We start from the raw sequence: 12274 nt of genomic DNA, 5'->3' as shown, positions 1-12274 counted from the left end.
TGCATATACGAGAGCGGCTGATAAAATACAAGGAACCACGGAAACGCGCGTCACCATACCCGCGAGTCGGGGAGGAGGTTGAAATGAATCCGAACGAAGTGCAGGCCATCAAGGACCAGCAGGCTTACGAATCCAAGCGCGGCGGCCCGCCCGAGGGGTTCCCGCAGCTCCCCGACATTCCCGGCGACCGCTACGTCGACCCCGAGTTCAACAAGCTCGAGATCGAGCGCATGTGGCACAAGTCCTGGGTCTACGCGATCCACTCCGACGAGGTGCCCGAGGTCGGCTCCTACGTCCAGTGGACCCGCCTTGGCGAGCCGCTGTTCTTCATTCGCGGCGAGGACAACGAGGTTCGCTGCTTCTACAACACCTGCCGCCATCGCGGCGCGCCGGTCGTGACCGAGGAAAACGGCAAGTCGCGCGGTGTGACCTGCAAATACCACGGCTGGACCTACAACACGCGCGGCGAGCTGATTAACCTGCGCGACCGCCGCGATTTCGTCGATCTGGACATGTCGTGCCGGGGTCTCATTCAGGTCCGCTGCGAAAACATCGGCAACCTCTACTTCGTGAACCTCGACCCCGAGGCCGAGCCGCTGCGCGACTATCTTGGACCGGCGGCCCGCGATCTGGACGAGGTGAAACCCGACACGCTGATCCTTGTCGACAAGCAGGCGATCAAGGTGAACTGCAACGTGAAGATCCTTCTGGATGCCTTCATGGAGACCTATCACCTGAAGTCGATCCACCAGAACACGGTCGACCGCTTCCTCGACCATCGCGGCACGGCGATCACGCTGTGGGACAAGGGCCACAGCCGGATGGTCACGCCCTACAAGCGCGAGGGTTGGAAAGATCCGGGCGTCAAAGGCCTGCCCGAGGTCGAAGGCGTCGACCCGTTCTTCGAGAACACGAACTACTCGCTCTTCGCCTATCCGAACTTCGTCTCGCCCGTCGCGCCCGCCGGTATCCCGGTGCTGTGCTTCTGGCCGGATTCGATCGACACCATGACCATCGAAGTGCACTGGTTCGCCCCCTCCTGGGGTGACGGCGAGCGGCCTGAGCGGTGGGACATGCGGATCAAGAACTTCGTCGACATCCTCGACGAAGACCTGCAATTCGCGGACAAGATCCAGAAGTCGGTCGAAAGCGCGGGCCTGCGCGGCTTCCCCCTGAACTATCAGGAGCGGCGCATCTACCACTGGCACGCCGAGTTGGACAAACGGATCGGTGAGGCGGACGTGCCGGAACACATGCGCGTGCCCGACAAGCTGGGCGATTGGATCACCGAGGTCGATCTGACCCCTGCCAAAGCCTCCGTGCCCGCCGAAAGCTGACGCACCCCATGTCCGTCCAGCCAGATCAGCCGCCGGTTCTTGCCGAGCGGAAGGGGGCGGTTTGCGTCATCACGCTGAACCGCCCGCACGTCTCGAACGCGATGAACGCGGAGGGGTCTTACCTCGTCGACCGATACGTGCGTGAGGCTGAGGCCGACCCCGAGGTGGGCGCGATCATCCTGACCGCCGCCGGGGACAAGGCGTTCTGCGCGGGCATGGACCTGAAGGAAGCCGCCGAGCGCGGCGCGGGTCACGGGCTGGTGCCGGGCGCGGGCTTCTGCGGCGTGACCGAACGGGTGATCGAAAAACCCGTGATCGGCGCCATCAACGGCGCGGCCGTCGCGGGCGGGCTGGAAATCTCACTCGCCTGCGATTGCCTCATCGCCGCCGAAGGCGTGCTCTTCGGCCTGCCTGAGGTCAAACGCGGCATGGTCGCCTTCACCGGCGGCGTGCAGCGGCTGGCCCAGCAACTCCCCCGGCAGATCGGGATGGAGATCATCACCTGCGGCACCCTCTTCCCCGCCGAACGGCTCTATGACCTTGGCGTCGTGAACCGGGTCGTCCCGCGCGAGCGGCTGATGGAGGAGGCGCTGGCGTTCACGGACACAATGCTCGCCAATTCGTGGAAGGCGATCCGCTTCGGCAAGGCGCTGTTCAACGACGCGCAGAACGAACCGCTCCCCGCTGCGATCAACCGGGGCCACGCCAATGCAGACAGGCTGATGCGTTCCGAGGACAGCCGCGAAGGCATCGCGGCCTATGCCGAGAAACGCGACGCAAATTTCCGGAGGACAGAATGACCGACCAGGCACCGCAGAAACCCAACTGGGGCCTCACGCCCGAGGAACTGGCGACGCACAAGACGATTTTCGCCCCCGACCTGCTGGAAGGGCAGCGCTTCCTCATCACCGGCGGCTCGCAGGGCATGGGCAAGGCGATGGCGTTTCTGTGCGCCCGGCTTGGCGCCAAGGTGATGATCTGCGGGCGGCGCGAGGAATTGCTGCAAGAGACCCAGAAACAGGCGAAAGATCTGATCGGGGCCGACATCCATTACCGCCCGATGTCGATCCGCGACGAGGATCAGGTGGACGCGCTTCTCGACGAGACGTTCGAGGAATTCGGCGGTCTGGATACGCTCGTGAACAACGCGGGCGGGCAGTATCCGCAGAACGCCATCGACTTTTCCCGCAAGGGCTGGAAATCGGTCATCGACCTGAACCTCAACGGCACGTGGTGGATGATGCAGGGCGCGGCGCAACGCTGGCGCGACCGGGGCGAGCCGGGGCATGTGGTGTCCAACGTCGCCCATGTCGAACGCGGGATGCCGCAGGCCGCGCACACCTGTGCCGCGCGCGCGGGCGTGATCTACCTGACCCGCACCGTGGCGACCGAATGGGGGCCGCTCGGCATCCGCGTGAACTGTGTCGCCCCCGGTGCCATCGCGACCGAGGGCCTGTCGAACTACCCGCCCGAGGCGACGCAGCGGTTCAACAACGTGAACCCGATGTTCCGCATGGGCGATAGCTGGGACGTGGCCGAAGGCGTCGTCTACCTTTCGGCTCCGTCCGGCGACTTCATCACCGGCGAGGTGCTGACCATCGACGGCGGGATGCGCATGTGGGGCGTGGTCTGGCCCGCGGGCGTGCCGGAGCAATTCCAGAAATACTAAGGGATCGCGGCGCCGGGGCCTCCCGCCTCGGCGCCGTGCCGTTCAGTCGCGCGGAATCAGCGACATGACCGCCTTGGTCACCCCGCCATCAACGACCAGTTCGTGCCCGTTGATGTAACTCGCACCGTCGCTGTCCAGCCACATCACCGCCTGCGCGATGTCTTCTTCGCGGCCCAGACGGCGCGACGGAACCGCGCTCGACCGCAGCTTGCGCGCGGCGTCGTTCTTGTAGATGCCCGTCGACATGCCGCCGTCGATCATCCCCGGCGCGACCGCATTGATACGCACGCCCGACGGCCCCCACTCCTGCGCCATAAGCTCGGTCAGTCCGGCCAGCCCGCGCTTGGCCGGGACATAGGCATTCACGCCCGGCGAGGTCGCGATGCCCGCCGTCGAGGTCACGTTGACGATATGGCCGGACCCGCGCTCCACCATGCCCTTGGCCACCAGCCGCGCCATGGTGAACGCGCCGGTCAGGTTGATCGCGATGGTCTTGGCGAAACTCTCGGTCGTCGTTTCAAGCAGCGGGGCGAACTGAACGATCCCCGCGTTGTTGACCAGAAGGTCGGGCACCGCGCCCAGATCGTCCAGCGCGCGGATCAGGCTCGCCTCATCCGTGACGTCGCCGACAAAGCTGCGCCACGGCACGTCTTTCGACGCGGTCAGGTCGATGACGGCGACCTCGTATCCCCGGTCATGCGCCTCCCGCGCGATGGCGGCGCCCAATCCGGCGGCCCCTCCCGTAATCAGTGCCAAAGGCATTGGACGTTTCCTCCCGTATACATTAGACTACTCATTGAAACACAAACTCCTGACGGGGGGAAGCGCGATGGCAACCACGGCGCACGAAGCGCAGCGAACGGGGGAACACCGGACGCTTCTCACCCTGCTCGACCGCGCGGCGGATCGGTTCGCGGATCGCCCCGCCCTGATCGACGCGGACCATACGCTGACATGGGCCGACGCCCGTGCCGCGCTTGCCGACGGCTCGGCCCTGGGCGACGGTCCGGTGGCCCAGACGCTCGCCGTCCTGTCCGATCTCGCCCGTGGCGAAGTGTTCCATTTCACCGACACCTCCGCCCCCCTGCCCCCGCGCACCGACATGGTGTTCCCCGCGACCCGCGCCGACGGCAGCGTCGATGCGGTCTGCCATGCCTCCGCCGACGCGGCCCATATCGGCGCGGCGATCGCGCTGCGCGAACGATTCACGAAAGACGACCGGATCGCTTTCGCCGCGCGCGTGTCCGACCCCGGATTCTGGGCGGTTTTCGCCGCCTGCATGGCCTCCGGCGCGGCGCTGGACCTGTCGGGCGACATGGATCGGGCGACGACCGCATGGCTCATCGACCGCGAGGCCGTCGCCGCCTATACCCCCCGGCCCCACCTGAAACGCCTGCACCTCGACGCCGGCCGCGACCGGCTGGCCGAGGTCGCGGCGGCCCAGCCCGACACCCGGATCGTGAACGGGTTGTCGCTGCCCGAGACGATGGGGCTGGCCCTGTCCAGCGACCCGCGCGACCCGACCGGCACCATCACCACGACCAAGGGGCGCCCGGTCGGCGGGGTCGAGGTGATGATCGTCGACCCGCGCACGGGCATGGACGTTCTGCTCTACCAGACCGGTGAAGTCTGGCTGCGCGGCACCGGGGTGTTTCTGGGTTACGCCGGGAAACCCGGCGCGGGCTTCACCGACCGATTCTTCCGCACCGGCATTCTGGGCCATCTCGACAGCGAGGGGCGGCTCGTCCTCCCGAAAGCCGAGGAAGAGGTGCTTCTGAGCGGCTGGTAAGGGGCGGAAAGCACCCCAATTCGCCCATTGCGCGATATTTTCGTATACAGAACGATCCCCCACTTGATACAATCCGCAAAAGGGAGGATCGCATGGACAAGAAAACCGATCGCACTGTCGACGTGCTCGTCATCGGCTCGGGCGGCGCGGGACTGACCGCCGCCGCCACGGCCCGCAAAGCCGGGCTCGACGTTCTGGTGGCCGAGAAAGAGCCGGTGTTCGGCGGGACGACCGCCACGTCCGGCGGGGTCATCTGGATTCCCATGAACCGCCACGCCGAACCCTTCGGCAAGACCATCGGCGTCACCGACACGCTGGAGGATGCGCGCACCTATCTGCACATCGAGGCCGGGCAATACGTGGACGAGCCGCGCATCGACGCCTACCTCGAACACGGCCCCACCATGGTCGCGTTCATGGAGGACAACACCGAGGTCAAATTCCATTCGATGGAATTCCCCGACTACCACCCGGAAGAAGACGGCGCCTCGTCGATCCGCTCGCTCGGGTCCGTCGAATACGACGCGCGCAAGATGGGGCCGCTGATGAAGACGCTGAAGGGCGAGCTTCCGCAGACCCTGTTCCTCGGCCTCGCGCTTGGCTCATCGCTTGAGATGAAGACCTTCATGAAGGCCGGACGCTCGCCCAAAGCGATGGCCTTCGTGGCGAAACGCATGATCCGCCATTTCCGCGACGTGGCCCTGCATGGCTCGACCCAAAGCATCGTGCGTGGCCGCGCCCTGATCGCGCGGCTTGCCCGCACGCTGACCGATGACGGCGTGCCGTTCTGGCTGGAAAGCCCGGCGACGTCCCTGATCGAGGAAGGCGGCCGCGTGGTCGGCGCGCGGCTGAACACCCCCGACGGCGAGGTCGAGGTGCGCGCGCGTCACGGCGTCGTGCTGGCCGGCGGCGGCTATCCGCGCGACCGCGCGCGGCGGCGCGAACATCACCCCGGCGTCACCGCGACGATGGACCCGGTCCTGCCCGTCCCGATGGGCAACACCGGCGACGGCTCGCGCATGGCCGAAGCGGTCGGCGCGCGCTTTAATGGCAACCTGTCCTCGGCGGCGGCATGGATGCCCACCTCGCAGCTGCCCGGTGCCACCGATTACACTGGCGTCTGGCCGCATCTGGTGGACCGGACCAAGCCCGGCTTCATCATGGTCACGCCGGACGGGCGGCGCTTTGCCAACGAATCGCAGAACTACCGTGACCTCGTGATCGAGATGATCGACGCGTTTGAGGAACGCGGCACCGACACCGCATGGCTCATCGCGGATCACCGCGCGGTCAAGCGTTGGGGCATCGGCTTTGTCCGCCCCTTCCCGATCCCGCGTGGGCGCTACATCAAGAACGGGTATCTGAAGCGCGGCAAGACGCTGGACGAGCTTGCCAGCATCTGCGGGATCGAGGCCGAAGAGCTGAAGGCCACCGTCGCCCGGTTCAACGGCTTCGCCAAGGCCGGACGCGACGACGAATACCAACGTGGTGCGACGCCCTATGACAAGCACCACGGCGATGACGAACACAAGCCGAACCCCGCGCTCGGCGCGTTGGAGACCGGCCCCTACTACGCCGTGCGCATCTATCCGGGCGAGATCACGTCTTACAAAGGCCTCGCCACCGACAAATACGCCCGCGTTCTGGGCCATGACGACCAGCCGATCGGCGGGCTTTACGCGGTCGGCAACGATCAGGCCAACGTGTTCGGCGGTGCCTATCCCGGCGCGGGCGGAACCATCGGGCCGGGCATGGTCTTTGCATGGATCGCGGCCCGCCACATCGCGGAAAGCGCGGGCAAGACCCTCCCCGGCATTGCCCCGGAAACCCTGCCCGAGGCGGCGGAGTGACACCTCGCACCTGCGACCTGCTTGTCATCGGCACCGGCGGCGCGGCCTTCACCGCCGCGCTTGCCGCCCGCGACCGGGGGCTTTCGGTCATCATGGCCGAAAAGGCCCCGGTGTTCGGCGGCACCACCGCCACCTCGGGCGGCGGGCTGTGGGTGCCGGGCAACCACCACTCCAAGACCATCGAAGCGCAGGCAGGGGAGGCCGACGACCGCGCCCGCGCCCAGCGGTATCTTGAGATTGAAAGCGGTCAGCACCTCGACCCCGCCAAGATCGACGCGTTTCTGGACGACGGCCCGCGCATGATCGACTTTCTCGAGGGCAAGACGCATGTGCAATTCATGGCCATGCCCTTTCCCGACTATCACTCCGAACAAGAGGGGGCGTCGTCCGTCCGCTCGCTCTTTACCGTCCCTTACGACCTGCGCAATCTCGGCCCTCTGGCGGACAAGCTGAAACGCGAATTGCCGCAGACATCCTTCATGGGGATGACCATGCGCTCGGGCGCGGAAGTGAAGCTGTTCTTCTCGGCCACCCGGTCATGGACCGCGTTCAAACATGTGGCGAAACGCATGTCCGGCCATGCGGTCCAGATGCTGCGCTACGGCCAATCGCAGCAGCTCACCACAGGGCGCGCCCTGATCGCGCGGCTGGCCCAAAGCGCGCACGAGGCGGGCGTCGAGATTCTGCTCGCCTCCCCCGCCACTGCGCTGATCCGCGAGGGCGACGCGGTGACGGGCGCGATGCTGGACACGCCCGAGGGGCCTTTGCGCATCGACGCGGGTGCCGTGGTGCTGGCCGCCGGGGGTTACGCCCGCGATCCGAACCGCCGTGCCGCCGAACATCCTGCGCCGGTGAACACGCAACCGCTCGTCGCGCCGCTGCCCACGGGCAACACCGGCGACGCGGCGAACATGGCCGAAGCCGTGGGCGCGCGGTTCCAGTCGAACGCCGCCAATGCCGCCGCGTGGATGCCGGTGTCGAAACTGCCGGGGGTCGAGGATTTCACCGGGGTCTGGCCCCACCTCGTCGACCGCTACAAGCCCGGCTTCGTCATGGTGCTGCCCGATGGCCGCCGCTTCGCCAACGAATCCGCCAGCTATCACGATCTGGGGCGCGAGATGATCGCGGCCATGTCGGACCGCGGGGCCGATCACGCCTGGCTGATCGGGGACGCGCGCGCGGTGCGGCAATGGGGGATCGGCCATGTGAAGCCGTGGCCGATGCCGATGGGCCGCCATGTGCAATCGGGTTATCTTCTCATGGCCAAGACGCTGGAGGCTTTGGCGAGCAAAGCGGGCATCGACCCCGCCGCGCTGGCCGATGAAATCGCCACGTTCAACGCCCATGCCGCCAAGGGCGAAGACCCCGCGTTTCACCGGGGCCGCGCGCCCTATGATCGCTACCACGGCGACGCGACCCAGGCGCCGAACCCCAGCCTGCGCCCGCTCGGCAAAGGCCCGTTCTACGCGGTCAGGGTCTATGCGGGCGAGATCGGCAATTTCAAAGGGATCGCGACCGACGAGAACGCGCAGGTGCTCGACACCTCCGACCGGGCGATCCCCGGCCTTTATGCGGTGGGCAACGACATGGCCAATGCGTTCGGCGGCGCCTATCCCGGCGGTGGCGGCACGCTGGGGCCCGGCATGACCTTTGCCTACCGGGCCGCGAACCACGCGGCGGATCGGGCGCGCGCGGGTTAACCCAGCGCGAGCTTGGCCGCGTTCGTCCCGGCGATGCGGCCAAAGATCACCGCATTCCCGATGGATGCCCCGCCGCCCGCATAGCACGGCCCGGCAAAGCCCCCGGTCGTCTCGCCCGCCGCGAACAGCCCCGGCATGATACGGTCGGCCTGATCCAGAACGCGTGCCTCGGCGTCGATCCTCAGCCCGGTTCCGGTCCAGCACACGATGGCGGGCCGGATGCGCACGCCGTAGAACGGCGGTGTTTCGATGGGCCGCAGATGCGCGGGGGTCTTGAAGAACGCGCTGTCCGCCCCGGCCCGTGCATCCGCCGAATACCGCTCGGCCGTCGTCACCAGCGTTTCGGGGCGCACCCCGATCCGCTCGGCCAACTCGGTCAGCGTGTCCGCCTTCACCACCGGGCCTTTTTTCGCGAATTCCGCCAGACGGTCGGCGGCCCAGTTGGGGGCGGGATGCGCCTTGGCCTCGGCCCGCGCGGCTTCGTCGAAGATCGCGAAACACTCGCCCGCCGTCTGGGTCGAGAGAACCTCGGACAGCACGGAATATTCCGTCGCCTCGTCGATGAACCGCCGCCCTTCGTGGTTCACATGCACGACCCAGGGCGGCAGGTAGCTTTCGACGTCATGGGCGAACCCCGGCGTCATGAGAAGCAGCCCGATGTCGGGCCGCGTCAGGTCTGCCCCCGCGCGACGGCCCATTTCAAGCCCGTCGCCCCGGCACTCATCCGCCCCGATGTACCATGCCAACTCGCCCTGCTTGGCGGCGGACGGATACAGCTCGGCCCAGAGCCGCCGGTTGTTCCCGAACCCGCCGGAGGCGATGACCACCGCCCCCGCGCGCACCGGGTCGCCATCGACGATCACCCCGGTCACGGCGCCGTCCTCGATCAACAGATCCTGAACCCGCGTGTGGGTCGCAAGGTCCACAGACCGGCCTGCAAGCGCGCCCTCCAGCACCTCGGCGATCTCGGCCCCGTGCCCCTCGGCCCGGTGCCCGCGCCGGATCTTGTCGACGCCGGAGACATAAAGGTTTTCGAGCGGGAAATTCACGCCCAAGCCGACGAGCCATTCGAAGGTCGGGGCCGACAGGTCGCAGTAGCGGCGGGCCAGAGCCGGGTCCACTTTGTATTGGTTGACCGTCATGTAGTAATGAAACTGACTGTCCGCGTCGTCCTCGATCCCGGCCTCGCGTTGCAGCGAGGTGCCGGCGGCCCAATAGACCCCGCCCGACAGTGCGGTCGATCCGCCCGCCTTGGCCCCGGCCTCGATCAAAAGCACCCGCGCCCCTGCCTCGGTCGCCTCGATCGCGGCGGACAGACCCGCCCCGCCCGCGCCGACGATGATGACGTCATAATCGCGCTCAGACATGCGCTGGCTCCTTCCGGTCGGCCTTCATCATGTCGGCGGCTTTCTCGGCCACCATGATGATCGGCGCGTTCGTGTTGCCCGAGGGCAGGCGCGGCATCATCGACCCGTCCACGACGCGCAGACCCGTCATGCCGTGCACCCGCAGCCGTTCGTCCACCACCGCACCCGTCGCCGGGTCCGGCCCCATCTGGCAGGTGCCGACCGGGTGCAGGTTGGCGATGGCCGCCCCGCGCAACCACGCCTCGATCTCGGCGTCCGTGGCATGTTCGGACCCCGGCGCGATCTCGTGCTCGACGTACCCCGACAGCGCGGGCTGGGATGCGATGTGGCGCACCAGCTTGACCGCGCGGACCATGGTGGCCCGGTCCACCGGGTCGCGGAAAAAGTTCATCTTGATCTCAGGCGGCGCGGTCGGATCGGTCGAATTCAAGCGGATCGTTCCCGTCGAACGCGGGTCGAGATGCACCGGGCTCATGGTGAAGCCGGGGAACGGATGCGCCTTCATCCCCGATTTCGTCCGGCTGCCAACGGTCCACATATTCGTGTTGATCTGAATGTCCGGCCGATGCTTGTCGGGCGAGGATTTGGCGAAGACGCCCGCGAAAATCCCATTCGACGCCAGCGGCCCGCGCTTCATCAGCACATATTGGGCACCCGCGATCACCTGCTTGATCGGGCTGTTCGCCAGTTCGTTGATCGTCACGGGTTTCTTGCAGCGGAACATGAGCGAGCAATAGAAGTGGTCGCGCAGGTTCTCACCCACCCCCATCAGGTCGTGCACTACGGGCACGCCCCGGTCCGCCAGATGCTCCCCCGGCCCGATCCCGGATTGCAGCAGAATCTGCGGCGAGCCGAACGAACCGGCCGACAGCACCACCTCGCCCCGGTCCGACAGCGTCACGGTTTCGATCTGCCCGCGCCGCTTGTATTCAACGCCCGTCGCGCGCCGACCGTCGGTCAGCACCCGCGTCGTCTGCGCCTCGGTGATGACGGTCAGGTTCGCACGGCCCCGCACCGGGTTGAGGTAAGCGCGCGCGGTCGAGTGTCGCCGCCGATCCTTGGTGGTGGTCTGGAAATACCCGGCCCCCTCCTGCCACGGCCCGTTGAAATCGGGGTTGCGCGGCAGACCGGCTTCACAGGCCGCATCGACGATGGCATCCGCCACCTCGTTCCCGCCCGCCTGATCTGACACGCGCAGCGGCCCGCCTGTGCCGTGCAGATCGTCGGCCCCGCGCGTGTTGTCCTCGGCCTTCTTGAAATAGGGCAGCACATCGTCCCAGCCCCAGCCGGTGTTTCCCATCTGCCGCCAGCCGTCGTAATCCTCGGGATGGCCGCGCACATAGAGCATCCCGTTGATCGCGGAGGAGCCGCCCAGAACCTTGCCGCGCGGCTGATACATCCGGCGGTCGTTCAGTTCCGGCTCCGGCTCGGTCTCGAACATCCAGTTCACCTTGGGGTTGGTGAACAGCATCGGGTATCCCATCGGCGGCGTGATCCAGAACGCCTTGTCCTCTGGCCCGGCTTCGAGCAGCAGAACGCGGGCGTCTTTGATTTCCGACAGGCGCGTGGCCATGACCGCCCCGCCCGAGCCGCCCCCGACGACGATGTAATCAAACGTGCTCATGCGGCCCCCGTGATCTTGTCGATTTCCTTGAGGTCTTCCTCGGTCAGCGCCCAATCCGTCGCCGCGACGTTGGCCTCGATCTGCGCGGGCTTCGTCGCCCCCGCCATCACGCTGGCCACCGTCGGGCGCGTCAGCAGCCACGAGAAGGCAAGCTCGACCAGCGACCGCCCCCGCGCCTCGCAGAACGCGGCAAGCTTTTCGGTCTTGTCCCAGTTCGCGTCCGTCAGATAGCGGTCGGCCATGCTGTCCAGCTTGGCAAAACGGCTCCCCTCCGGGATCGCGTCGCGCTTGTACTTGCCGGTGAGCAGCCCGCTCGCCAGCGGGAAATACGGGAGCAGCCCGATGCCATACGCCTCAAGCGCCGGGATCAGGGTCTTTTCATTGTCGCGGATGAGCAGGCTCAGTTCCGCTTGCGTCCCGATAAAGCGGTCGGTGCCAAGCTCGCGTGCGACATATTCCGCCTCGACCATCTCCCACGCCGCGAGGTTGCAGCAGCCGATATAGCGCACCTTGCCCGCCCGGATCAGATCGTCCATCGCCCGCAGCGTCTCATCTATCGGCGTGTCCGGGTCGGACCAGTGCAGTTGGTAGAAGTCGACGTAATCGGTTTTCAGCCGGATCAGACTCTCATCGAAGGCGCGCAGCATGTTGCGCCGGCTGCCCCCGGTCGAGCCATCCGGCATCGTCAGCCCGCCCTTGGTGGACAGCACGATATCCTTGCGCCTATCCCCAAGGATTTCGCCCATCATCGTCTCGGACCCGCCGCCCTTGCCATAGACGTTCGCGGTGTCAAAGAACGTGATCCCGGCGTCGATGGCCGCGTCGATCACCGCGCGGCTGTCCTCAAGCCCGATGGTCCAGCCGAAGTTGTTGCAGCCCAGCCCGACGGTCGAGACTTTCAGTCCTGAGCGTCCAAGATTGCGGTATTCCATGACCCC

At 66.8% G+C, this 12274-nt stretch carries 10 protein-coding genes; 6 read left to right on the top strand and 4 right to left on the bottom strand.

Annotation, left to right across the window (positions count from 1 at the left end; all coding sequences use genetic code 11):
• The first annotated feature begins 83 nt into the window (after positions 1 to 83).
• The 3 genes from FCT00_RS19880 to FCT00_RS19870 are packed head-to-tail and all read left to right on the top strand — an operon-like array spanning position 84 to position 3006.
• Positions 84 to 1337, top strand: coding sequence for an aromatic ring-hydroxylating oxygenase subunit alpha (locus tag FCT00_RS19880; RefSeq protein ID WP_138424382.1), 1254 nt, complete (start codon positions 84 to 86; stop codon positions 1335 to 1337).
• A gap of 8 nt (positions 1338 to 1345) precedes the next feature.
• Positions 1346 to 2137, top strand: a complete 792-nt coding sequence (locus FCT00_RS19875; RefSeq protein ID WP_138424381.1) for an enoyl-CoA hydratase/isomerase family protein — start codon at positions 1346 to 1348, stop codon at positions 2135 to 2137.
• Positions 2134 to 3006, top strand: coding sequence for an SDR family oxidoreductase (locus FCT00_RS19870; RefSeq protein ID WP_008327601.1), 873 nt, complete (start codon positions 2134 to 2136; stop codon positions 3004 to 3006). Before FCT00_RS19875 ends, FCT00_RS19870 begins: the two co-directional genes overlap by 4 nt.
• Positions 3007 to 3048: 42 nt before the next feature.
• Here the strand turns inward: FCT00_RS19870 and FCT00_RS19865 are convergent, their stop codons facing one another.
• Positions 3049 to 3768 (bottom strand): SDR family NAD(P)-dependent oxidoreductase, encoded by a 720-nt coding sequence (locus tag FCT00_RS19865; RefSeq protein ID WP_138424380.1) that lies wholly within the window; start codon positions 3766 to 3768, stop codon positions 3049 to 3051.
• A 67-nt stretch (positions 3769 to 3835) separates the two neighbouring features.
• Between FCT00_RS19865 and FCT00_RS19860 the strand changes: the two genes are divergently transcribed.
• The 3 genes from FCT00_RS19860 to FCT00_RS19850 all read left to right on the top strand — a co-directional run bounded on the left by FCT00_RS19860 (position 3836) and on the right by FCT00_RS19850 (position 8345).
• The gene (locus tag FCT00_RS19860; RefSeq protein WP_171043065.1) at positions 3836 to 4795 is read left to right on the top strand and encodes an AMP-binding protein; all 960 of its coding nucleotides are present in this window, start codon (positions 3836 to 3838) and stop codon (positions 4793 to 4795) included.
• Between the two features lie 92 nt (positions 4796 to 4887).
• Positions 4888 to 6645, top strand: a complete 1758-nt coding sequence (locus FCT00_RS19855; protein ID WP_138424378.1) for an FAD-dependent oxidoreductase — start codon at positions 4888 to 4890, stop codon at positions 6643 to 6645.
• On the top strand, positions 6642 to 8345 hold the full coding sequence (locus FCT00_RS19850) for an FAD-dependent oxidoreductase (protein WP_138424377.1): 1704 nt from the start codon (positions 6642 to 6644) through the stop codon (positions 8343 to 8345). The genes FCT00_RS19855 and FCT00_RS19850 overlap by 4 nt, the downstream gene beginning before the upstream one ends.
• Here the strand turns inward: FCT00_RS19850 and FCT00_RS19845 are convergent.
• The 3 genes from FCT00_RS19845 to FCT00_RS19835 are packed head-to-tail and all read right to left on the bottom strand — an operon-like array spanning position 8342 to position 12268.
• Positions 8342 to 9712: an FAD-dependent oxidoreductase gene (locus tag FCT00_RS19845; RefSeq protein WP_138424376.1), complete on the bottom strand. Its 1371-nt coding sequence runs from the start codon at positions 9710 to 9712 to the stop codon at positions 8342 to 8344. The two genes, FCT00_RS19850 and FCT00_RS19845, sit on opposite strands and share 4 nt — an antisense overlap.
• Entirely contained in the window at positions 9705 to 11336 is a 1632-nt protein-coding gene (locus FCT00_RS19840; protein WP_138424375.1) for a GMC family oxidoreductase, read from the bottom strand. The genes FCT00_RS19845 and FCT00_RS19840 overlap by 8 nt, the downstream gene beginning before the upstream one ends.
• Positions 11333 to 12268, bottom strand: coding sequence for an aldo/keto reductase (locus FCT00_RS19835; RefSeq protein ID WP_138424374.1), 936 nt, complete (start codon positions 12266 to 12268; stop codon positions 11333 to 11335). Before FCT00_RS19835 ends, FCT00_RS19840 begins: the two co-directional genes overlap by 4 nt.
• Positions 12269 to 12274: the final 6 nt, after the last annotated feature.

Source organism: Maritimibacter alexandrii (assembly GCF_005871115.1).
GTDB lineage: Bacteria > Pseudomonadota > Alphaproteobacteria > Rhodobacterales > Rhodobacteraceae > Maritimibacter > Maritimibacter alkaliphilus.
This window is presented reverse-complemented; position numbering and strand designations above follow the sequence as displayed.